We start from the raw sequence: 22,377 nt of genomic DNA, 5'->3' as shown, positions 1-22,377 counted from the left end.
GCACAATCAGGTGATCGGCCCCGTCATGAAGCCGCCACCTCAACCGGCGATGCTGTCGTATCCGTAATAACCGCCCTGGTAGCCCGAACCGAGGAAGGCGCCTTCCTGCGGCACGTCGGTCAGCAACACGCCTCTGAGCGATACGCCGCCGTTGAGCAGCCGCTTGGCCGTCTCGGCAATCTCGTTCAGCGGATGGCGGCCGTGGCGCACCACCAGCAGTGTCGTGGCGGCGTACTTGCCGATCACCGTCGAATCGGTCACGGCGAGCACCGGCGGCGTGTCGACAATCACGATGTCGTAGTGCGATTTCAGTTCGTCGAGCATCGTTTCGAAGCGCTTGCTCATCAGCAATTCAGACGGATGCGAGGGCAGCGTGCCCTTGGCGAGCACGTCGAGTCCGGGCAGCACATCGCGCTGGATCATCGCCGTGAGATCGCCGCCGCTCAGCACGTCCGAAAGCCCCGGCTGATGGCCGATGCCGAAATGCGAATGCACGTCGCCGCGCCGCATGTCGCCGTCGATAATCAGCACCCGCTTGTTGGCCGACGCCACCAGCGCCGCCAGATTCACCGACAGGAACGACTTGCCGGAGTCGGGCCGCGAACCCGTGATCATCACGACGTTGTTCTCGGCGTGATCGAGCGATAGTTGCAGCGAGGTCCGCAGATTGCGCACGCCTTCCACCGCGATGTCTTCCGGCGCCTGCTGCGCGAGCACGTGAAGCCCGCGGCGGCGCAGCATGACGTTTTCCTGCAAACGCAGCTGCATCTGGCTGCGCGGCACGATCGCGAACACCGGTACGCCGAGCACCGCTTCGAGCTCGTCCGGACGTTCCACGCCGCCGTACATCGCGCGCTTGAAGAAGGTCAGCATGATGCCGATCAGCAAGCCGCCGCCGAGCGCGATCAGGATCGCCAGCACGCGCTTCGGGCGCACCGGCTCGTCAGGCGTTTCGGCGAAGTCCACCACGCGCACGTTGCCCACCTGGCCGGCTTTCGCCACCCGGAGTTGCTGCGCGCTATTCAGCAGATTGGTATAGAGCTCCGTATCGACGTGCACGTCGCGCAGCAGACGCAACGCCGTCTGCTCGGTATCCGGCATCACGGCGACGCTGCGGTTCATGGTGGCCGCCGCGCCTTGCAATGCCGCGATTTGCGCATCGAGGGCTGCTACCGCCGGGTGATTCGCCGTGAAGCGCTGCGTCATCTCCGCGCGTTGCTGCTGCAGATCGAGCAGCTTGGTCTTGTTGTCGACAACCTGCTGAAGCAGCAGGCGGCTCTCTTCACCGAGATCGACCGTACCGTGCGCATTACGGAATTTGTTATAGCGTTGCTCGGCGTCGTCGAGTTCCTTGCGCAAACCAGGCAGTTGCTGATCGAGGAAGGCCAGCATGTGCTCCGCCTCGGTCGAACGGCTTTCCACATCCTGACGCACGAATTCACGCGCCATGCTATTGACGATCGCCGCGGTCAGCGCGGGGTCGCCGCCTTCGAGACTGGTGCGAATCACGCCGGACTGCAGCGTGGTCTCCGCGACTACGAGCGCCTTTTGCAAGCGATCCACGGTGCCGAGCGTCGAGGCGCGCTGCAGTTCGAAGCGCGAGCCAGGTGCGCCAACGAGCTTATCGACGTGCAACGCGATCGGCCCGTCGGCAGTATCGGTTTCCACGGTCTCACCGACATGGCCGGAGAGAATCGCGATACCGTTCTTGTCGCGCAACACGTACGAACCTGCGTCGCCCGCAATCAGCGTAAAGGTCGTGTCGTAGAAGTCCTTCGACGTGTCGAAGCGCGATACGGCAATGCTCTCGTCACCCCAAGCGTAGCCCGACAGGTTGATGAACGATGGCAACTTGAAACCCCATTGCCCATTCATCAACCCCGCGATCATCCCGCCGATCAGCGGCAAGGTGCGCGGCGACGCCGAAATGTCGAGGTGCAGGTTCTTGACCGTTTCCTCGGTGACGAGACGCGACTTCAGCAACTCGATCTCCGCGGCCGTCGAGGGCTTGGTGTCGAACATGCCGGTAAGCGGCGGCAAGGAATCCTTGCCATTCGCGTTGGCATTCGCCGTCTTGTCCTCGACGTGGAACAGCACGTCCGCGCGATACGTCGGCGGTGCGAGGAAGGCATACGCGCACCCCAGCGCGAGTGCGATCAGCGTCACCATCACGATCGTGCGCCAGCCCCTCACGATCGTGCGCAGATAATCCGACAGATGCAGCTCGTCCGGTCCGGACACGTCGGTATAGCGGTTTTCGAAGTTGATTGCCATTTTCTTCACCCAACAAAGCCCGGCGGTTCAAGGTCACGTTGCACGGTTGTTATTTCGCAAGAACGGCACCCGTCACAGCCGCATTGATCGCCGGCAGCAGCAGGTTCAACACACGGTTGAAGCGAACCAGTCCGCCTTGCCCGACATACACGACGTCCTTCGGTTGGAGTTCGAACTGATTGGCAAGGATCATGGACACCGGCGAGGTCGCATCGAGGTGATAGACCTGCGGTGAGGCGCTTGTCGAATTGCGGATCACGAACAACTGTCTGGCCGCTGCCGTGTTCGAGTCGAAGCTACCGCTGTCGGAGATCGCCTGCGAAAGCGTCAGCGAGCCGTTACGCATCGGCATGATGGTCGCGGGCTTGTTGACCTCGCCCATCACATACACGCCGCTGTCTTCGCGCGAAGCCACCCGCACCATGTCGCCGGCTTGCAGGTAGATGTCCGACGGATTGCGGCCACGCTTGATCAGGTCGTCCACGTTGATCGGATACGTGACACCGTTGCGGATCAGCTCAACGCGGCTGCGATCCGCATTCGCGCTGAAGCCGCCGCCCTGGTTGATCACACTGGTCAGCGACAGCGGAATGTCGGTAACCGACTGCGCGCCAGGCGTGCGCACTTCGCCGTCGACGTAGACCTGCGCGTTCCGGAACGAAGCCACCCGTACCGTCACCTCAGGCTTCTGATACACGTTGCTCAGGCGCCTATGCAGTTCCCTCTGGATCGACGCAACATCTTTGCCGGCCACATGCACCGTGCCCGCATACGGAAACTGCACGTCGCCGTTCTCGTCGATCAGAAAACCAGGCGCGGCGTCCGACGTCTTCGCGTTCTGCGCGGGCTGGCCAAGCGCGGCGGCGAGTTCCGGGTGATCCCACACGACGATCTGCAGCACGTCGCCAGGACCGACCTTATATGCCGTCGGTTTGCCGAACAGCGCGGTCGTCTCCGGCGGCAGTGTCATGGCCGTCTGCGCCGCGTTCATCTTGCGCAGCAGCGCGAGATTGATATCGGTAATCGGTATCTGCTGTTGCTGCGATGCTTCGGTGCTGTAGTCCCCACCCGTGTCCTGAAGCGCGGCTGGCGTAATCATCTGTTGGCCCGGTACGATCCCGCAGCCGGATAGCAGTGCTGTAACTGTGAAAATCACGAGACTTCCCGTGCGTATACCAAGCGAGCTCATGGTGTTTCCTCCTTGTGCCAGGAAACTGTCCTCGGGGGAGGGAGCGCCCAGCGTGCTTGTTAACTACTTAGTAAGCGTTTCGATGCACCAGTCCGGCAACGATCGTCGCGCCGATAATCCGCATATCGAGCGCGAACGACCAATGTCCCAGGTAGTACAGGTCATGTTCGACGCGACGCTCCATCTTCTCGATGCGGTCGGTTTCGCCACGAAAGCCGTTGATCTGCGCCCAGCCTGTAATGCCCGGCTTGATCCGATAGCGATTGATGTAGCCGGCGACCACTTTCTGATAGAGGTCGTCGTGCTCGAGTGCATGGGGACGCGGTCCGACGACCGACATGTCGCCACGCAACACGTTGAAAAACTGAGGCAGTTCGTCGAGGCTCGTGCGGCGTAGAAATGCGCCGACTCTCGTGACGCGCGCATCGTTGCGCGTCGCTTGCCTGAGCGTGCCTTTGGGCTCGGTATGCGGTCGCATCGAGCGGAATTTGTAGATCGTGAAGACGCGGCCGTCCGCGCCTTTACGCTTCTGCTTGAAGAGAACCGGGCCGCGCGACGAGAGCTTCACCGCAATCGCAATGCCGAGCAGGATCGGTGCGAGACCAATCAACGCCCCGGCGGCGAACAGGCGGTCGAAGATTTCCTTCTTCAGCATCGAACTGGCCGACAGGGGCGACGCGACGAGGTTGATTGCCGGCACGCCGAGCAGATCGATCACGCCGCTGCCATCGAACAATGCAATGCTGCGCACGTCCGGCATGAAGCGAATATTCACCAGATCGTCGCGAAACTCGCTGATCAGCTTGCAGATCAGCGGCTCTTCGGCGAGCGACAACATGAGCCAGAGCTCGTGCACGTCATTGCTGCGAATGTAGTCGGCAAGCGCATCCACCGTCGCGCAGACAGGCACCCGTGCGCTGGTTACGGCAGACACGTCCGGGCGCGTGTTGTAGACGGCCGTGGCGCGAAAGCCTGTGCCGGGCGCCGAATCGATCCGGCGGATGATCGCGTCGCATTGCGAACCGCTGCCGACGATCGCGACCTGATGCAGATTCAGTCCGGCACTGCGCGCCCGAGCGAGCACCGCATGCGTGATCAACCGGTAGGCGATCAGCAGGCCGCCCGTCACCGCGGTCCAGTACGAGAACCACAGCCGCGACACGAAGTCGATGCGGTGCAGCGAATACATCAGCACAAGCGCACTGCCCTGCACCATCAGCCACGCGAGCGACACCTGCCCGGCCAGCGAGAGTTTGGAGCGGCCGCGCCATGATTCATAGACGCCGAACGCCGGAAAGATGGCCAACGCAAAGGCGGCGGAAAACATGACAAGCGCCCAATAGAACCCGGATTGGGCGAGGTAGTCGAAGCGGATCTGCGACGCCACCGCCGCCCCCGCGAGCACCAACGCGACATCGAAAACTCGCGCGAGCAAATCCTGAAACTTGCGCATTTTGCTTACCTCGTTCTTGCCGTTCGTTCTTTTTCCGCAAATGATTCCGGACGTGCGGTTAGGAGCAGCGCCCGTAGTTGTCGTTGAACCTCACAATGTCGTCTTCACCGAGATAGGTGCCTGACTGGATTTCAATGATTTCGAGCGGCACTTTCCCGGGGTTTTCGAGCCGGTGACGTGTGCCGAGCGGGATGTAGGTCGATTCGTTTTCGCTAAGCAGGAACTGCTCTTCGCCGCGCGTGACGAGCGCCGTGCCGCGCACGACGACCCAGTGTTCGGCACGGTGGTGATGGAGTTGCAACGAGAGCTTCGCGCCCGGCGTGACGACGATGCGCTTCACCTGGAAGCGTTCGCCGCGGTCGATGGAATCGTAGAAGCCCCACGGGCGGCGCACCTTGCGATGTGCATCGGCCTCGGGGGCGTGCTGCGCCTTGATGCGCGACACCAGGCCCTTGACGTCCTGCACGTGCGAACGGTCGACCACCAGCACGGCGTCCGCTGTTTCGACCACCACCACATTGGTCGTGCCGACACAGGCAACGAGCCGGCCTTCAGAATGCGCGTAGCTCGACACCGCGCCTTCGAACGTCACGCGGCCGCGCCCGGCGTTACCGTTAACGTCCTTTTCCATCGCGGCCCAGACGGCGTCCCAGGACCCGAGATCCGACCAGCCCGCATCGAGCCGCACGACGACGCCTGATGGATTCGCACCGGCCGCTTGCGGGTCCGCGCCGCAGGTCGCGGCTGTCTCTTCCGTCGCGCTCAGGTCGCTCGCATCGCTCACGTCAGTGAGGCGCTCCATCACGGCATAGTCAATCGAGTCAGCGGGTGAACTCAGGAAAGCGTCCACTAACGGACGGAAATACGCGCCTTCGGTGCGGCCGTTCGCAAATGCGCGCTCGCAGGTTGCGTGCATCTCCGGCTGCAGGCGTTTCAGCGTATCGAGCCACACACGTGCCCGCACGACAAAGATCCCGGCGTTCCACCAGTACGTGCCCGCGGCGACGTACTGCGCGGCGATTTCCTCCGCCGGCTTCTCGACAAAGCCGTCGATTGCATAACCGCCATCAGACAATTCCGCGCCGATGCGGATATAGCCGAAGCCCGTATCGGGGCACGTGGGCGGCACGCCCAGTGTGGCGATCAAACCGCGTTCTGCGTACCTGGCCGCACGTTCCAGCGCACCTTGCAAAGCCGGTACATCCGCAATCGAATGGTCGGCCGGCATCACAATGAGAATTGCGTCGTCGCCGTCCTTGCACGCGAGCGACGCCGCGAGCGTCAACGCCGGCGCGGTATCGCGTCGCGCGGGCTCGACGATCAGACGCGCGTCCACGCCGTTTTCAAGAAGCTGCTCGGCAATCACAAAACGGTGTTCTTCGCCGCACACGATGATCGGCGACACATCCACGTTCCAGCCGGCGGGAAAGCCGTCCATACGTCGCGCGGTCGCCTGCAACAGCGAGTCGGAGCCGACGACGTCGATCAGTTGCTTAGGATAGTTTTCACGCGACACCGGCCACAGCCGCGTGCCCGAGCCACCGGCAAGAATGACCGGGACGATGCGCGCGCAATGCGCACCGGCTGTCCCGGCGCTCGCGCTGTCCGGGTTCACCGATGCGGCGCTCACAGTTCCCTTGGTCAACATATTCGCATTCCTTAAAGTTTTCTGAAGTCGACGAAATACTTACCGAAGTGCTGCACCAAAATATCGCGTGGCAAGCGCGCTCAGCCGCCTCGCGGCGCGTACGCTATCCGCCGACCATGCGGCGGCTTTGAATCCGGAACTCAGTGGGGGAAATTCTCATCCGCTTGCGAAAGACCTTCGCGAGACGATCGCCGTTACCCATGCCGGTGCGCCGGGCAATCTTGTCCACCGGCAACTCCGACTCGGTCAGCAGGCTGCAGGTCACCGCAAGGCGCTCATGCAACAGGAAACTCGAGGGCGTGATACCCATTTCCATCTTGAAGCGACGCAGGAAGTTGCGCTCGCTCATCGCGGCGAACTGAGCCGCGTCGGCGATCGAAATTGACTGCTGGCAATTCTCTTGCAGCCAGCGCGCCGCCGCGCGCACTTTGTCACCAGGGCTCAAACCGCCGTCTTCGCCAAGCAGTGGCGCGAGGTTCGAGCACGAATCGGCGAGCAGGCGCTCGGCCACTGTGCGAGCGGCCGCACCGCCGAGGTCGCGCTTGATCATGGCGAGCGCGCTTCTCATCGATTCGAGCCGGTCACCCGCATCGCCGTTCTGCTCGGTCTGGCGCGACGGCATCGGTTGCTGCTGGCGGAAATCGCTGCCTTCCTTGCCGTCCGGCACATACGCCGCTTCGAGTAGCGCGCGCCCTTCCGCGATCGGCCGGATCATGCCGGTATTGCGGCGAACCCGCCGTAACCAGGCGATCAGCCGCTCGTCGCCGGATGCGGCGAATGCGCCTTTGCCGCCGGCTACATACAACGCGTCGAAGCCGCCGTAATGCCGCGCGTCGAGTCCGTCTGTCCAGACCCGCAGCGCCGATGACGAGGTCACCATGCCGCCATCAGCGGATAGGAAGGAAACGTCATACAACCAGCCGCCCGAACCGGACGATGCCAGTTCATTCGCGGCCTGGAATACTTCGGCGACCACGCCCGCGCCCTGCAGCGAGCAGTCGTTGAACATCAGTATTGCGATGCGCCGCATTCCCTTATTCGGTGCGTGCACCCAGCGCAACATTGCGGACTCGAGACTCGCGCAGGTCATAGTCATCCTCTCTCACCAGAAAACGGATCTACTTTTAAACCTTGAACGCCCACACAGCAGAATGCTCTGTGCAGTGCATCATAGCCATCTGCAATCAAGCATTTAGCCGCCATGACCGAAAGTGCAGACATGTTGGCGTTTCGATATGGTGGCCGGCCAGTTATTCCCGGAACAATTGTTCCACTACTATTTTTTCAATGAATTAAATACCGATTCAACATATGAATGAATTTACGTTTCGCGAATCTCAATACAGATTAATACGATTTTTCGTGTGTTGGCGCACATACAATCGCCACTCGAAATGCTTGAGTTGCAATTTGATCCGCCCGACGTTCCGCGGATTTGAAGTGACTTATTCCTGTCACATTGTCAGAATGAGTGCAGCCGCCTTACTTGCACCAGCCATTGTTCTAATGGATTCCAGCGGGACTTTCTTCTGACGATATGCCCGGCAAGCCGGGATATCTAAAACAGTCTCCAATATAATCACTTTCGCGCTGGGCAAAATTATTTAATTCGTTGTTATTAGATCGAGAGAATATAAACAGGACGATTAATGTTTCAAACGTGAAACACAGCAATAAGACACTTTTATCTCGCCCGGCAATAGACGGGCCAATGGCGGATTCTGTCGGATGAGAGCCGGTGCAATTCCGCCATCGAATTGCGGAAATAGCCTATGCGGTTTCCGCAACAGATCGCGATACGAGGTAGCCTGAGGCGGGTCTGGCCTGGTCAACTAGCGATTCAGCGACGCGTTGTCGCCGGAACATGTATGTCGAACGACACGGGAAACACATGTCGAATGTACGCGAATATCGCGCGCCGCGAACACTCGCCAGCGCCTTTGCGGCTCACGGGTTAGTCCTGCGCGCCGCTGCCTCGACGGCAGCATTCATCCTGCTGGGCTTCGCGACTTTGCCGTGCGGCGCGGCGGGTACTTCAGCCGGTCCTGATAGCGCAAGCAGTGCCGATCTGACGGTCGACGGCAGAAAGTGGACGCCGTGCGCAGCGGAATACGGCACGTGCCGCTTCAACGGCACACGTGACGTGCTGTACGGCACAGCAGAGCAGCATGTCGTAAAGACGTTCTCGAACAGTGCCGATTGCAATAACGGCGTGTTCGGCGATCCGGCACCCGGCGTAGAGAAGCGCTGCGCGGTTGCGGTCACCGCGATCGCCGCAGCCGATGCGGGCGCACCAACGAAAGCGGCCCCGGCTGTCTCGGCGAACAAAGACACCGCGCCGGAATCGGCAGCCACCGTACCTACTGTATTGAAGGCGCCGCCCGGGCAGGGCCTGCGCTGCGCCGCGCCCTCTTCACAGGTGCGCGTGCCCGCAAACGGCGACCTGCTGGAAGCGGACACGCCGAGCGATGGCACGCGCCTGTTCGCAGCGGACAAGCCTTTCGCGCTCCTCTTCACAACACGTCCAACGCAAAACGACACACTCAACTGGCAGATTCGCGACAGCTGGAATGCCGTGCGCGCCAGCGGCCACTTCCCCGTCGCGGCGGGCGCCACGCTATCGACCCTCAGTTGCGCGTCGAGCGTTGCCGGCTACTTCGCCGTGTCCGCTTCGCTGGAACAGGCACACGGTCAACTCGAATCGCGCGGTACGCGTCCTGCGGGCATCGCCACTTTCGGCGTACTGCCCGACACGTCCACTGCTTTACCAGCCGTACGCTTTCCTTACGAAGACCTGCATCGATTCGGCGGACAGGGCACCGCCTATCTTGCGCCCGGACAGCATTGCTGCGACGGCGATGGCTACCGGCCGGTCTATACGGCGCTCGGCCTTTCGTGGGCCAACGACAACCGCAACTGGTACATGGAAGAGCCGAAAAACGCGGGCACGTTCGATCCCGCCAGCAAGCAGTTACTCCCTTACTTCCGGCGCGGCGACATCATGCGTTTGATCCAGCTCGACGGTATTCCTCAGTGGGCCAGCCCGACCGGCAAAGAGACGCACAGCTATGCACCAACCTCGCTCGCGCAAATGAAGGACTACATGGCCAAAGTCGGCACCGAGTCCAACCGCACGCGGATGACCTACTTTCCCAAACAGCGCGACAACTACTATCAGGTGACATGGGAACCCGACGCGGATGGCGGACTGCCCTGGCGCGATTCCGACGCGAATTTCATCGCGATGTATAAGGCCGTGTGGGAGGGCATTCATCAGACGGACCCGCATGCCGTGGTGATGGGGGTGACGTACGCGTCGGTGCAGGCCAACGTGACGTGGATGCGCCGCCTCGGCCCGCTCGGCATCGGCCGCTATATGGACGGTATGACCATTCATGGCTATTACGACATCGGCACGACGCCGTCGCATCCCCCAGAGCGCGTCGCCGACCCGGGGAATCTCGGCACCGTGCCAGGCGCGCTACCTGCCGCGATGCGGGCGCTGCGCCATGAGATGCGTCAGTACCTGAAACCCGGCGCGCCTCTGTTCGTCACCGAAACCGGTATCAGCTACGACATCGGGCAGGCGTACAGCAAGAACTATCCAGGCGCGAACGTGCTGTACGCACAAGCGGCGGTCGTCGCGCGCACGCATCTGATCCTGCTCGGCGAAGGCGCGGACATGACCTACGTGTTCTACCTCGCGGACATGCCGGACGCCGCGCCAGGCTACGGTCTCTTCTTCGAACTCGACCATCCGGAAGGCGCCTACGGCGCCGCCCGCATCAGCCCCAAACCTGCCGCGCTCGCCGTGGCGGCGATGACGCGGATCATCGACGGAACAGATACGCTCGGGCCACTCAAGGGCTTGCCCAAAGGCGTCTACGCGTACGCATTCCGCCGGCTCGGCGGCGGCAGGATCGTAACCGCGCTGTGGACGCACGATAACGACGCATGGAACGCCAAAACCGGCTTCAGCGCGAGCCAGAGCGCGGACTATCGTCTGCGCGTCGATGCCCCCGGCACGTCGGGCGACGTCACAGTGTTGGACATGATGGGCAACGCATCGACCCTACCGTATCGCGACGGCGTGGCGAGCCTCAAGCTGTCGCCAACGCCGATCTATGTCGTCTCCTTCAACGCCGGCGTGTTCAAGGATGCGGTCACGACCCCGGAGGGTTACGTTTCCCGCTAGATTTGCCGTGCATGGTGCGTGTAATGACCGCGGCGGGCGCTTCCTTGATTAGACACCGCTGGCGCTGTCGCGATGTGCCGATACTTCGGCGTGATGTGACAGGGCAGCGCGTTGTCTGCGCACGTAGAATCCAGGCGGGTGCTGGTTCGCGTGCATATCAACGCGCTGGAGCCGAGAAATGAGCGGCCTCGCATGGACGATGCTGGTGCTCGCCGCGATGGCCGGCGCGTTTCTCTTCGCCACGCTCGGCGCGATTCTGATCGCATTGCTGCTCGCGTCCGTCTCTGAGCGTCTCACCCGGGACGATGAGCATCATCGCGACTACTAGCGCCTTCAGGAATGCCTCACGATCACCCGCGCTTACCCGCGCTTACCCGGCGCACGCCCCGCAGGAGATGACATGCTGACCGAGATCGATTTCCTGGACGTGGTGCGTCTGACGCCGCTGGTCGCGATCGATCTGATCGTCAGCGATGCCGAGGGCCGCGTGTTGATCGGTCATCGTCGCAATCGCCCCGCTCGCGGCACCTGGTTCGTTCCTGGCGGGCGCATTCATAAAGACGAAACGCTCGACGCCGCGTTCGCACGCATTGCCGACGCCGAATTAGGCATAGCGAGGCTGACGCGCTCGGCCGCACGCTTTGAAGGCATATTCGAGCATCACTACAAAGACAACTTCGCAGCCGAGCCTGACGTGTCGACGCACTACATCGTGCTCGCCTATGCGCTGCAGTTCGCCAGCACCGTCTCAGTCGGCCGGCTTGATCAGCACAGTGAATACCTCTGGCTCGCGCCGTCGGCGCTGCTCGCGCGTGCCGATGTTCACGAGAACACCAAGGCTTATTTCCGCTAGCGCCAGCTTCGCCGCTTGTGCCAAGGCTACCGTCGGCGCCGACAACTCCAGCGCCTGGATGACCCATAGCCGGCACGTGAAAGTGCCGCCAACTGTGAGTTCGCCAACGTGGCGGCCCATGCCGGTACAGTATGATCGAACTCTCCGTCAGGGTTCGGATCAACATGCGATCATCGGCAACCAGGCTCGTTCGCGATTCATCCATTGCCTTTCTGGCGCTACTCTTCTTCGCTCTCCTGCCCGGCTCGGCGCAAGCGGCGGATTGCGGCGCCGGTACGCTGGTCACGGTCGTCGCCCACCTTGATGACGATCTGCTCTTCGTGGACCCAGGCATCAGCGAGCGGCTCGACGCCGGCTGGTGCATCACCACCGTGCATCTGATCGGCGGCGCCAACGGTGCGGATTTCGCTTACGTGCAAACCCGCGAGCGAGCCTCGCGGCTCGCTTATGCGCGTATGGCGGGGGCACCTGACGAATGGATCGAAACGAATATTCCGATCGCCGGCAAGCTCGTGCATCAGATGGTGTTGAAGGCGAAGCCGCAGGTCCGTCTGCTCGAACTCCGGCTGCCCGGCGGTGCCGTACGGGGTGGCCGCGTGCCGCTCGGCCTCCTGTGGGAACAACACGCCACGCTCGCCACCTATCCCATGAACGCCGACGGCTCAGTGCGCGTGCAATACGATCGGGCCGCCTTGTCAGCCACGCTGAAAGCGATACTCGCCGAGGCGTCGCAGATCTACACGCTCAATCCGGACACCGTACCGTTTCTTGAGCATCCCGATCACATCTACGCCGCGCGCATCGCGCGCCACGTCGCCCAGACGCTGAACAGAAGCGTGCCGATCGAATACCACGTCACCTATCCGACCGGCGACTGGCCCAGCAATGTTCCGGCGGCTGAAGTTCAGCGCAAGCGCGATATCGTCGCCAGCTATTTTTCCGTCGACGGCAATGAGTTCGCCCATGTATTCGGCGAGTTTCAGTGGGATGGCAATTGGGTCGCGCGCCGCTATGCATTGGGCGATCGCAGCGATCATCGCATTGCGGATTTCAAGTCGCGTCCTATTCAGCTATTCAATGCGGCGACGAGCCGCTGTCTGACTGCCGCGGGCAGCGACCAGACGCCGGCACTCGCCGCGTGCACGGGCTCCTCCTCGCAACAATGGCGCTGGGACCCGCTGACCGTCTATCCGGGCAATACGCGCAACGCCGCGCTTGTCAGCGTCGCGACTTCGCAATGCATCGCCGAACGCGACGGCTATCTAACCTCCGAGACCTGCGATCAATGGGACATGGCGCAACGCTGGACACCATGGGACTTCGGTCTCATCTATACCCCGCAGCGACACTGTCTCGGCGAAAACGACGGCAAGCTCACCATGCGGGGCTGCACGCAGCTCACCACGCGCTACCGTTGGGCGACTACGCAACACACCCAGGCAACCGATCTTCGGCTCGCTACTGCAATGGTTGGCGACATCGACGGCACCGGCGAGCAAGCCGCGGTCTATGTGCAGCGACAACACGACGGACCCGGATTCAACGTGTATATGGCGTCGCTCATGAAAGCGTCGCGTCCTGCGCTTTGGTACGCGAGCACCGTTCCATTCGATCCTCGCGCCATGGCGCCGAGTTGCGCGAATGACAAGCTGTGCTTCGACAGCGCACGCTTCCTGCTCGGCGACTTCGACGGCGACGGCAAAGCGGACTTGATGGTCATCACCGCGCGCCGCGGCGGCACAGCGTTCTGGTTGCTTCGGAGTACAGGTGATCGCTTCGAAGCGCCACGTCTCTGGCTCCAGACCAGCAACGCGTTCAAGCCTGAGTTGACGCAGCAATACGTGGCAGCGGATTTTAGCGGAACGGGGCGCGCCGGCGTGTTGATCGCGCAGAAGCGAGCCGATAGCGGGCTCGACCTCTGGATAGCGTCTTCCACGGTCTCATCGGGTTCATTGGGTTCAGCGCCGGCGCTCATGGCACAGGCGAAAACCTTGCGACAGAACGCAAATCTTCTACCAATCCAGGAACCAGGGTCACGTGCGTCACTGGTCGCGATGGATACCACTGACGGTCGGCTCGCGATGACGCAACTCGCCAACGACGGCACACGCATGACCATCGGCGAACGCAAACTATTGCCGGCGAGTTTCCCACCTGATTTCGTCAAAGTGACGGTAGGCGCCGTGCGGGGCAACGCGAGCAATACGCTGATTCTTTTGACACCGCATCTCGATGGAACGAACGAGGACGCGGCCATCGACATTGCCACGCTCGACACGACTGACGCGGCGAGCGTACCGGCCCACGCGGCGACATTGCACGGCATGTCGTGGTCGGATGTTATCCCGGCTTTCGTGCGTGACAAGCGTAATGCGGAGCTCGTGCTTTATCGAAGAACTGACGCGACGCTTGGCGATTTCTATTTCACCGGCGGCGCACCGGCGCTGACAACTTATCCGGTAGGCGTGGGTTTCGCCCTGGGCGCAGCTCAGGATCTTGGTGAGCTACCGGGCCGGTTCTCGGAGACGGTGCGGATCGACCGATTGGCACAGTAGCGCGATCCCGTCGATCCGAGGCGGTTCATGCTGAGACTTGCATCGGCCGGACGAACTGCCGCGCGATCTTCATATAACGATCTGCCGTGTCATGCAATGTGTATCCCGCCAGTTGCCGGTTCGCGCGCGGCATATCCAGTGCCCCGAGCAACGCACGGCCGTAGGCCTCGGGATCGGCCGTATCGACGAGATTGACACCGGCGAATCCACTGGCAAAGCCGAACGACGGAATCCGGCTCGCCACGACCGGAATGCCCGAGGCGAGCGCCTCCAGAAAACCAATGCTCTGCGCTTCGAATCGGGAAGGCATGGCAAAGACGCGCGAGGAGCGAAGGATCGCGGCGACATCCGAGCGCGGCCCGCACACCGTCACGCGGCTGTCCAACCCAAGCTGACGAACGAGCGACAGCACCGCCTGGTGATAGGGAATATCTTCGACGACACCACACAGCAGCAAACGCGCCTCGGGCTCGCTCTGCACGACACGCTCGAACGCGCGAACCGTGTCCAACTGACTTTTCCCTTCTATATAGCGGCCCAGTTGAACAATCTGCTTGGCGGGCACTTCGATATCCAGTGCCGACGTGCCGCCGTCCTCGGCGAACAGTGACGCGTCCACGCCATTCGGGATCACGACCATAGCCGGATGTTTGCCGATCTCTCGCAGGTAGTCGTCAATATTTTGCTGCGACACACCGATGATCGCTCTCGCTCGCCTGGACAACAGGCGCTCGGCCCGCTTGAGCGCGCCGTTCTCGAAGTCGTTGACGCCGGAGTGCATCACCCAGGCGATCGGCGTGTGCACGGGCAGAAGACGCACGTAGAGTGCGGCGAGCGTGGCATGCGCCACGATAAAGTCGGGGCGGAATTGACGGACCACGCGATACAGATGCAGCAGTTTGCCCAGCCTGCCGTAGTGGACGCTCGGGAACAGGCAGGTGACGCCCGCGGCCTGAAGTTCAGCGCGAATGTCGAGGAAATCGTCCTGCTGTGGAAGCAGTGATGCAATGCAGACCTCATGGCCGCCGCGCTGATGATGAATCGCGAGCCCCTTTACAAGTACCTCAGCCCCGGATAGTCGCGGTGCGTGAACCAACTGAAGAATTCTCACGATTTATCTCTCTGGACAACCGCCTTTTTTGCGCAGCGGATAAACATTCCAACCAGCAAGTACCGGCCCCAAAAAACCTCGCTCCTCATCATCGTCTATCTGGCGCGTCTCTTTCGCGAGGCGCGACCTCATCTCCGTAAAACAGCGACAGTTCCGCCGCGAAGTCACTATCGCGAGGAAACCTTACACCGAAGGCCCAGCACTTTTCCGCCATCTCCAAGTTTTCATCCGCTATGGAATGAGCGCTATCGCCCATTACGCTGCGGTTTACACCAATTCGTATAGTTAGGTATCCGCTGCAAATCTTTTCGACCCCACTTCTGTTTGGCGGATAAAGACTGGTCTCACCATACATATGCTTTGATGTGATCAATGCAATTAGTACTGCATTATTGTTCATACGTAACGACTCGTTACTTTTTTTAAACATACTAATGCGTATTGTGGCGGTCGAATCTTCCCATTTGAGCCTGCTTTACTTACAGAACAGAAAATAGTTCATTGGCTTGCGCCATGAATTCACGTACTGCGATGTGAACCGCGCTGTTCCCCGAAATTTTTGTTGTTTCGTCGTACGTTCCCCGGTCGTTCGATTCCGCCAACCCGCCAGCACGAGCGGCACGGATTCGCATGACATGAATTTCTCTGCAGAGAAATGCGTTTGGGGCCGACAACCCGGGAAGGCATCACTCTCGCGCAACGAACCCGTTGCGCACACAGGACGGTCAGTGCCGAGGCCTCACTCATCGGCTGGCTTGCAATTGAACCCGGATGTTCGTTCCGCCTCCGGACGCGCTTTGCGCGAAGAGGTGGACGAATGTTCAGCTAACGCATTGGTTACAGATTGATGAAATCGCAACTACTCGTACTCTCGACACTTTCTCTGGCACTAGCAGGTTGCGGCGGCGGCGGCGGTGGTAGCTCCGGCAGCACCGCAGCAACCCAGGCCAACGGAACCGCCGGTTCATCCAGTTCGACTGCGGCAGGAAACAGCAGCACCGGCGGGACCGCCACGGTGAACGGCGCGGGCAACACCGTCGCGACACTCAGCTGTACATCGCCGGCCGTCACGGCAGGCTCCGGCAGCGCTACCATTTCCGCCGACACACCCAGCTCGGACGGCACACGCATCTTCGCCGCCGGCAGCGCTTTCCAGCTTGCCTTCACCACCAACGTGCCGAACGCCGACACGCTGAACTGGGCCGTCACGGACACCTTCGGCAGAGTGGCAGCGAGCGGCAGCACGGCCGTACCGAGTGGTTCGAGGACCGTCACACTCAACTGCACCTCGACGCTCGCCGGCTATTTCGCCGCGACCGGCACGCTCGCGCAGAACGGTGGCCAGTTGCCGCAAGCCGGCACGCGCCCGGTCGGCATGGCGACCTTCGGCGTGACACCGAACCTGTCGGCCGTCATTCCCGCTGTCACCTATGCGCATCAGGAACAGCACCGCTTCGGCATGCAGGGCGCGAACGACAATGGTCCGCTGCTTGCGGATCTGGGCATCTCGTCGACGATCGACGACCGCCAGCTCTCAACGATGGAACCGAACGGAGCGAACACGTTCAACCCCTCGGCAAACAATCTCGATCCGTTCTACAAGAGCGGCAACGTGATGCGCCTGATCCGTCTTGACGGCATCCCTGCGTGGGCGAGCAGCACCGGTGCGTTCCAGGACGACACGAGCGTACCGACCAATCTTTCGTACTACCAGAACTACATGAGCCGTGTCGGCACGGAATCGAATGCGATTCGCGCGGCATACTTCCCGACCCAGTCGGCGAACTACTATCAGGTGACGTGGGAGCCTAACGAGTTTTGGACCGACACCGATGCCAACTTCATCGCGCTGTATCAGTCCGTCTATCAAGGCATCCACTCGACTGATCCGAACGCGGTGGTGATGGGCCCGACCGATGCGTTCCCGAGCCTGACCACAACGCGCCTGAAGCGCCTCGCGCCGCTCGGCTTCGGCCAATACATCGACGCCGTCTCTACGCATGGTTACTACGACGCGGGCACGTCGCCGTCGCATCCGCCGGAGCGCTACGACAGCGACCCGTCGACCGCGGACGGTTCGTTGCGCGGCCAGATGCGCGATCTGCGCGCGGAAATGGCCGCCGATTACCGTCCGGGCATGAAGCTGTTCTCGACGGAAGCCGGCATCAGCTACGATCTCGGCACCTCGTACGGTCCGAATTACCCGACCGCGAACGTGCTGTATGCGCAAGCTGCGGTTGCGGCGCGTATGCACATCATCACGCTCGGCGAAGGCGCGGATCAGACCTACGTGTTCTACGGCGCGGACTATCCGGGCGAAGTCGGCTACGGCACGTTCTTCGACCTGAGCGATGCGCAAGGCGCATTCGGTGCGACGAACATCAGCCCGAAACCGGTTGCCATGGCGATCAGCGCGATGACGCACACGCTCGACGGCACCCATACGCTCGGACCGGTGAACGGCACGCCAACCGGCATCTACGCCTACGCGTTCCAGCAGGTAGGCAATGGCGCCGTGATCACCGCCTTGTGGGCGCACAACAATAGCGCGTGGGACGCGAGCGTCGGCTTCAGCTCGACTTATAGCGTGCCGTATAGCCTCGCGGTGGACGCACCGGGCACGAGCGGCACCGTGAAGGTCATCGACATGATGGGCAATGCGTCGAGCGCGAACTACACCAACGGTACGCTGACGCTCAACCTGACTGAATCGCCGGTGTACGTGGTGTCGAACAACGCGTCGGTCGCCAAGGGCAATGCGACCGTTCCGGTGGGATACACCGGTATCTAACTGACGAACAGGACGCCACGCAGTAGATGTGAAAACGTCAGCCGGCTCCAGGGCCGGCTGACGATATTTTTTCAGCCATGAGTGGCGGCAACTGGCCGCCCACTCGTTGAGACTCAGCTCTCCCCCAGTTGCCCCTCCATACCGCTCAGTTCCCGTTCGCGTTCCTTCGACACCTTGCCGATCGGCGGCCCCGCAAAGCTCTTGCGTACGCCCGCGCCGTACCAGATCGCCAGCAACACCGCGAGCAATCCGACAATCACGTAGACCACTTTCTGATTCGGCGGCTGCATGCCGACATAGGCGAGCACGAGTGCACCGAACACCGCCGCCACCGCGAACGGCTTCGACAGCATGCCTAACTGGAACGGGCCCTTTTCTTTCCACGTGCGGCCTTCGGCAAAAATTCCAGCCGCAATCGGCATGGCGTACGAGATGAACAGGAACACTGCGCTACCCGCGCTCAGCACCGTGAATGCATCGCCGTACAACGTCACCACGATCGCCAGCACCGCTGAGGTCCAGATCGCAGCGCCAGGCGTGCGGTGTGCCGCATTCACTTTGCGCAGCCACTTCGAGCCGGGCAAACCACCGTCGCGGGCAAAGGCGAACATCATGCGCGAGGTCGACGTGACGGCCGCGAGACCGCATACGTAGTTGATGAAGAACATCAGCAATTCGATCAGGATGCGCAGCGGTCCCGGAATCGGCGCAAGGATCGCTTCGAAGAAGCCGGTGCCCTGCTTCACCCCCGCAGTGATATCCGGCATCACCAGCACGAACGCGCACACCATCACGTAGCCGAACGTGGTCGACCAGAACACGGAGCCGACAATGCCGCGCGGCACATTGCGCGCCGCCTGATGCGTCTCCTCCGAGGTATGCGCGGAAGCGTCGAAGCCCGTAATCGTATAAGCGGTCAGCAGCAGGCCGGACAGAAACGCCATGGCGATGGTCTGCTTGGGCCACGCGCCGCCATCGACACCTGTGAAGTTGGTGAACGTGTAGAGCCGCGACAGATCGATCTTGACCGGCGAATACACCAGCAGGGACACCACCAGCATGACCGTCACCACAAAGATCAGATAACCCGACAGGTCCGTGATCTTGCTGGTGATACGGATGCCGCGATGATTCAGGAACGCTTGCGAAGCGGTGATCACCGTCAGAAAGAGCGTCTGCTGCCACCAGCCGAGCGAATCGGGACTTACACCGAACATCGGCGCGATCAGCGTGCGAAAGAACGGGTCATAGGTACCGTAATTGATCGCGGCGACGACGAACACGAGACCGAGCAGATTCATCCACGCGGTGAGCCAGCCCCACAATTTGCCGCCGAGAATCGAACTCCAGTGGTAAAGACCGCCGGCCGTCGGATACGACGACGCGATTTGCGCCATCGCTGCCGCCACGATCAACGCGAACAGCGAGCCAAGCGGCCAGCCGAGTCCGATCGACGCCCCGCCCGCTGCCGACAGGCCCATCTGAAACGACGTGATGCCGCCCGACAGAATGCAGATCAGGGAGAACGACACCGCGAAGTTCGAGAACGCCCCCATGCGCCGGGACAATTCTTGCGCATAGCCCATCTTGTGCAACAGCTTGACGTCGTTGTCGGCGGGGTCCGCCGGCGGCACGGCCGTGTTGATGTCCATGACACGATCCTTTGAACAGGGTTATGACGAAGCGGCTAAGCGATGCAGAGGCGTGACCGCGCGACGGAGGACCGGCTCACGCAGCCGTAAAGCAGTTGTCGACGTACAGGTGCGCACCGTTGACGAAACTGGCGTCGTCGCTGGCGAGAAAGAGCGCGGCGCGTGCGACTTCTTCCGGCGCGCACAGACGGCCCTGCTGAGCCGACAGCGCCGCCTCGCTCGCATCGAAGCCATACTTCGCAAGCGCGCTGATTTCGCGGCGCCCGTGCGGCGTATCGATGAAACCGGGGCACACGGCATTACAGCGAATGCCACGGTCGCGATACTCGACGGCAATTGAGCGCGCGAACATGGCGCACGCGCCCTTGGTCGTGCAGTACAGCACTTCGAGCGGCGTGGCCGCCACCGACGAAATCGACGCCGTACACACGATCGAACCGCCGCCTGCCATGAGCATGTGTGGCAGTACCGCGCGCGTCATCATGAACATGCTTTTCACGTTGACGTTCATGAGCCAGTCGTAGTCTTCGTCGGTGGTATCCACGAACGGCTTCACGACGATGCTGCCGGCGTGGTTGAACAGCACGTCGATGCGCCCGAAGCGCGCGACGATGTTCGCCACGGCGGCGTCCACGGCTTCGCGCTTCGACACGTCGGCGGCAAACAGTTCGGCCGTGCCGCCCGCCGCGCGAATGCGCGTCACGACTTCCTCGCCCGCATCGGTATTGATATCGACCACGGCGACCTGCGCGCCTTCCTGCGCAAACAGCAGCGACGCCGCGCCGCCCGCGCCGGTTGCGCCACCCGACACGATTGCGATCTTGCCTTCCAGCCTGCCTGCCGACCTGCTCATGCGTGACTCCTGTTCTAGTGCCCAATGCATTGCATTGCGTTGTGCACAAGGTAGGTGCGGCAAAAAGCGGCGACTATCCAAAATTGGCAAAAACGTAAAAATCCCGTAAAAATCCGGCATGCTGACAAATGCATTACATCTGGGCCTGAATGCTTGCCGTATCTGGCAGCCGTCGTGTTCGCGATCTATGCGGACACGGGCCAGGAAGCCGCGTGTGTGCCCTGGATGGGTCGCTCCAACACAGCGCCGCAAATTTTTTTTCGCATACACTGATCGGCACGAGGCTTTCGGGGAGCGCCAACAGAATCGGGAGAAGCTATGCAGCCGGTCAATCAGACAAGCAGCGCCGTCGAGATTCACTGTTGCCGGAACATCGACGAGCAGGCGATGTTGCTCGACGCGTGGAACCAGAGCTATTGCCAGATTTCGCGCGGCCCCTTCGACGGCTCCGTGAGTTCGTTCGTCGCGGGCGGCGTGCGGGTGCTGGTGGAACGCCTGAACCGCACCGTCTATCAACGCGGCCAGGTGGCGCTATCCAAACTGGCGGTGGGCATTCCATTTCAACTCGAAGGACACGCGCTGTTGTGCGGGCAGACGAGCCATCGCGACGGCCTGCATGTGTTTTCCGGGGACGGCGGATTCGAGTTTTTATCGCCCGACAAACACGTCGTGGTGAATCTGGAGATCGAGCCTGCTGCGATTGGCGATGAACTGGTGCGCTCGCAGCTCGACGGGATCAGGTCGCTGCTGGGCGCGAGGCCTGGCGTATTGAATGTCCATCCTGCGAGATTGCAGGGCTTTCGCGAGGTACTGAAGCATTTGCTCGACGCGGTGGCTGCCACGCCGACGTTGCTCGATGACGCGGGCGTGGCGGCATCATTTGAGAAATCCGTGATCTTCGGACTCGCCGAGGTATTGCCGGACATGCACGATGTGGACCCGCACGGGAATGTCGAAGCGCGTACCGCGCGGAACTGGCAACTTGTGCGCGGTGTTCGTGAAGTGGTGGAAGAGTCGCCGGATTGCCCGCTGTCCGTGGCGGAGCTGTGTGCGCGGTTTCGCGCGAGCCGGCGAACTTTGCAATATGCGTTTGAGGATACCCTTGGGGTGAATCCTTCAGCGTATATACGGGCTGTTCGGCTTGATCATGTGCGGCGCGAATTGCGTGGTTCCGCTTCGGTGACCGAAGTCGCTACGCGGTGGGGGTTTTGGCATTTTGGGAATTTCTCCAACGAGTATCGGGGGCAGTTTGGGGAGTTGCCGTCGGAGACCTGGCGGCGCAATAGGGGGCGTGCGCGGTGATTTTGGGGTTTGCTTGTTTTGGTTGCCTGCGCGGCGCTTATTGTCTGGTTGCCCGCGGTGTTGGCCTTTCCCTCTTTTGTTTGCCTGCGCGGCGCTTATTGTTGTGTGCCTGCTTCTTTGGCCTTTCCTTGTTTTCTTATTGGTTTATTAGTGTCGCCCCTGTGCGGGGCAGGCACTCACTTCTCTTTGCCGCCGCAAAGAGAAGTAAGCAAGAGAAAGCGGCTCAAACCGCTAATTCTTAAGTGAGTCCCCTGGCTTGGAGGGGATAGTGGTGCATCTGGAATCTGTGTCCTCGCACATTCGACGTTCGTGACAAGGGCGTCATACTTCCGGCGGCGCTGCGCGCGCCGAAGCGTAACTCATCCCCTCCGCTACGTCTCGGCCCACACGTTTCAATACCCACACTCGTCATTACATCGCCACCGCGGCCACAATCAAGACTGTGGCTGTGGCTGTGGCTGTGGGTGCGACACATCAACATTTCATCCGCGGTGGGGTTCG

The 22,377-nt window shown here is 61.5% G+C and carries 14 protein-coding genes; 6 read left to right on the top strand and 8 right to left on the bottom strand.

Annotation, left to right across the window (positions count from 1 at the left end; all coding sequences use genetic code 11):
- Nucleotides 1-39 precede the first annotated feature (39 nt).
- The 5 genes from PQQ52_RS23015 to PQQ52_RS22995 form a co-directional block, all read right to left on the bottom strand.
- Nucleotides 40-2,274: a polysaccharide biosynthesis tyrosine autokinase gene (locus tag PQQ52_RS23015; RefSeq protein WP_408216304.1), complete on the bottom strand. Its 2,235-nt coding sequence runs from the start codon at nt 2,272-2,274 to the stop codon at nt 40-42.
- Nucleotides 2,275-2,323: 49 nt separating this feature from the next.
- On the bottom strand, nt 2,324-3,463 hold the full coding sequence (locus PQQ52_RS23010) for a polysaccharide biosynthesis/export family protein (RefSeq protein ID WP_408216301.1): 1,140 nt from the start codon (nt 3,461-3,463) through the stop codon (nt 2,324-2,326).
- A 67-nt stretch (nt 3,464-3,530) separates the two neighbouring features.
- Nucleotides 3,531-4,916, bottom strand: coding sequence for an undecaprenyl-phosphate glucose phosphotransferase (locus tag PQQ52_RS23005; protein ID WP_408216298.1), 1,386 nt, complete (start codon nt 4,914-4,916; stop codon nt 3,531-3,533).
- A 58-nt stretch (nt 4,917-4,974) separates the two neighbouring features.
- The gene (locus PQQ52_RS23000) at nt 4,975-6,564 is read right to left on the bottom strand and encodes a sugar phosphate nucleotidyltransferase (RefSeq protein WP_408216295.1); all 1,590 of its coding nucleotides are present in this window, start codon (nt 6,562-6,564) and stop codon (nt 4,975-4,977) included.
- Between the two features lie 103 nt (nt 6,565-6,667).
- The gene (locus PQQ52_RS22995; RefSeq protein ID WP_408216593.1) at nt 6,668-7,654 is read right to left on the bottom strand and encodes a GlxA family transcriptional regulator; all 987 of its coding nucleotides are present in this window, start codon (nt 7,652-7,654) and stop codon (nt 6,668-6,670) included.
- A gap of 801 nt (nt 7,655-8,455) precedes the next feature.
- Here PQQ52_RS22995 and PQQ52_RS22990 point away from each other — a divergent pair.
- The 4 genes from PQQ52_RS22990 (at nt 8,456) to PQQ52_RS22975 (ending at nt 14,167) form a co-directional block, all read left to right on the top strand.
- Nucleotides 8,456-10,759 carry a hypothetical protein gene (locus PQQ52_RS22990; protein ID WP_408216293.1) on the top strand — a complete coding sequence of 768 codons (2,304 nt, stop codon included), beginning with the start codon at nt 8,456-8,458 and terminating at the stop codon, nt 10,757-10,759.
- Nucleotides 10,760-10,937: 178 nt separating this feature from the next.
- Nucleotides 10,938-11,087 carry a hypothetical protein gene (locus PQQ52_RS22985; RefSeq protein ID WP_408216290.1) on the top strand — a complete coding sequence of 50 codons (150 nt, stop codon included), beginning with the start codon at nt 10,938-10,940 and terminating at the stop codon, nt 11,085-11,087.
- A gap of 72 nt (nt 11,088-11,159) precedes the next feature.
- Nucleotides 11,160-11,612 (top strand): GDP-mannose mannosyl hydrolase, encoded by a 453-nt coding sequence (locus PQQ52_RS22980; RefSeq protein WP_408216287.1) that lies wholly within the window; start codon nt 11,160-11,162, stop codon nt 11,610-11,612.
- A gap of 164 nt (nt 11,613-11,776) precedes the next feature.
- Complete coding sequence (locus PQQ52_RS22975) at nt 11,777-14,167, top strand: hypothetical protein (RefSeq protein ID WP_408216284.1); 2,391 nt, start codon at nt 11,777-11,779, stop codon at nt 14,165-14,167.
- Nucleotides 14,168-14,192: 25 nt separating this feature from the next.
- On the opposite strand, the gene PQQ52_RS22970 is transcribed toward PQQ52_RS22975, so the two are convergent.
- Entirely contained in the window at nt 14,193-15,278 is a 1,086-nt protein-coding gene (locus PQQ52_RS22970; RefSeq protein WP_408216282.1) for a glycosyltransferase family 4 protein, read from the bottom strand.
- 847 nt (nt 15,279-16,125) lie between these two features.
- Between PQQ52_RS22970 and PQQ52_RS22965 the strand changes: the two genes are divergently transcribed.
- Nucleotides 16,126-18,069: a hypothetical protein gene (locus tag PQQ52_RS22965; RefSeq protein WP_408216279.1), complete on the top strand. Its 1,944-nt coding sequence runs from the start codon at nt 16,126-16,128 to the stop codon at nt 18,067-18,069.
- 113 nt (nt 18,070-18,182) lie between these two features.
- Here PQQ52_RS22965 and PQQ52_RS22960 read toward each other — a convergent pair whose 3' ends face one another.
- Nucleotides 18,183-19,721 carry an amino acid permease gene (locus tag PQQ52_RS22960; protein ID WP_408216276.1) on the bottom strand — a complete coding sequence of 513 codons (1,539 nt, stop codon included), beginning with the start codon at nt 19,719-19,721 and terminating at the stop codon, nt 18,183-18,185.
- Between the two features lie 76 nt (nt 19,722-19,797).
- Nucleotides 19,798-20,574, bottom strand: a complete 777-nt coding sequence (locus PQQ52_RS22955; protein ID WP_408216273.1) for an SDR family NAD(P)-dependent oxidoreductase — start codon at nt 20,572-20,574, stop codon at nt 19,798-19,800.
- A gap of 318 nt (nt 20,575-20,892) precedes the next feature.
- Here PQQ52_RS22955 and PQQ52_RS22950 point away from each other — a divergent pair, with 318 nt between their 5' ends.
- On the top strand, nt 20,893-21,876 hold the full coding sequence (locus tag PQQ52_RS22950; RefSeq protein WP_408216271.1) for a helix-turn-helix domain-containing protein: 984 nt from the start codon (nt 20,893-20,895) through the stop codon (nt 21,874-21,876).
- Nucleotides 21,877-22,377 lie beyond the last annotated feature (501 nt).

It is taken from the genome of Paraburkholderia sediminicola (genome assembly GCF_046030555.1).
In the GTDB taxonomy this organism is placed as follows: domain Bacteria; phylum Pseudomonadota; class Gammaproteobacteria; order Burkholderiales; family Burkholderiaceae; genus Paraburkholderia; species Paraburkholderia sediminicola_E.
The sequence above is the reverse complement of the archived record's forward strand: the minus strand, read 5'-3'. Positions and strand labels throughout refer to the sequence as shown.

What these genes read in the sequence shown, in the direction of transcription:
- PQQ52_RS23015 (WP_408216304.1), bottom strand. Translation starts at nt 2,274, where the DNA reads ATGGCAATCAACTTCGAAAACCGCTATACCGACGTGTCCGGACCGGAC.
- PQQ52_RS23010 (WP_408216301.1), bottom strand. Translation starts at nt 3,463, where the DNA reads ATGAGCTCGCTTGGTATACGCACGGGAAGTCTCGTGATTTTCACAGTT.
- PQQ52_RS23005 (WP_408216298.1), bottom strand. Translation starts at nt 4,916, where the DNA reads ATGCGCAAGTTTCAGGATTTGCTCGCGCGAGTTTTCGATGTCGCGTTG.
- PQQ52_RS23000 (WP_408216295.1), bottom strand. Translation starts at nt 6,564, where the DNA reads ATGTTGACCAAGGGAACTGTGAGCGCCGCATCGGTGAACCCGGACAGC.
- PQQ52_RS22995 (WP_408216593.1), bottom strand. Translation starts at nt 7,654, where the DNA reads ATGACCTGCGCGAGTCTCGAGTCCGCAATGTTGCGCTGGGTGCACGCA.
- PQQ52_RS22990 (WP_408216293.1), top strand. Translation starts at nt 8,456, where the DNA reads ATGTCGAATGTACGCGAATATCGCGCGCCGCGAACACTCGCCAGCGCC.
- PQQ52_RS22985 (WP_408216290.1), top strand. Translation starts at nt 10,938, where the DNA reads ATGAGCGGCCTCGCATGGACGATGCTGGTGCTCGCCGCGATGGCCGGC.
- PQQ52_RS22980 (WP_408216287.1), top strand. Translation starts at nt 11,160, where the DNA reads ATGCTGACCGAGATCGATTTCCTGGACGTGGTGCGTCTGACGCCGCTG.
- PQQ52_RS22975 (WP_408216284.1), top strand. Translation starts at nt 11,777, where the DNA reads ATGCGATCATCGGCAACCAGGCTCGTTCGCGATTCATCCATTGCCTTT.
- PQQ52_RS22965 (WP_408216279.1), top strand. Translation starts at nt 16,126, where the DNA reads ATGAAATCGCAACTACTCGTACTCTCGACACTTTCTCTGGCACTAGCA.
- PQQ52_RS22960 (WP_408216276.1), bottom strand. Translation starts at nt 19,721, where the DNA reads ATGGACATCAACACGGCCGTGCCGCCGGCGGACCCCGCCGACAACGAC.
- PQQ52_RS22955 (WP_408216273.1), bottom strand. Translation starts at nt 20,574, where the DNA reads ATGAGCAGGTCGGCAGGCAGGCTGGAAGGCAAGATCGCAATCGTGTCG.
- PQQ52_RS22950 (WP_408216271.1), top strand. Translation starts at nt 20,893, where the DNA reads ATGCAGCCGGTCAATCAGACAAGCAGCGCCGTCGAGATTCACTGTTGC.